The organism is Salipaludibacillus daqingensis (genome assembly GCF_029891575.1).
Taxonomy (GTDB): Bacteria; Bacillota; Bacilli; order Bacillales; family Salisediminibacteriaceae; genus Salipaludibacillus; species Salipaludibacillus daqingensis.
In genome coordinates, this window is the sequence record NZ_JARZHF010000027.1 from 1 (window position 1) to 377 (window position 377).

Below are 377 nucleotides of genomic sequence, written 5' to 3' on the forward strand. Positions count from 1 at the left end.
GTCTTTCTCGGTCTTTCTTGGCCTTACTCTAAGACACTCGGTTCACTCTTCTCTGAATCCGAAGATTCAAATCTGTGTAAAACCGGTGATTCATTCATTTATCGTTATCCAGTTTTCAAAGGACAAAGCACAACACCATTTGTGTTGTACGTCTCTTCTTTCTTCCATTAGAAGAAAAGAAGTCTTGAGAGTTTGACCTCTCAAAACTAAACAAAAAAGCCAAAGCGAAGTTCGATTCATAAGTTGAGCTAAATGCTCCTTAGAAAGGAGGTGATCCATCCGCACCTTCCGGTACGGATACCTTGTTACGACTTCACCCCAATCATCTGTCCCACCTTCGGCGGCTGGCTCCAAAAGGTTACCTCACCGACTTCGGG

General features: G+C 43.8%; 1 rRNA gene. It reads right to left on the reverse strand.

Annotation, left to right across the window (positions count from 1 at the left end):
• Positions 1-263: 263 nt before the first annotated feature.
• Positions 264-377, reverse strand: a 16S ribosomal RNA gene (locus QDN89_RS21945); the annotation flags it as partial.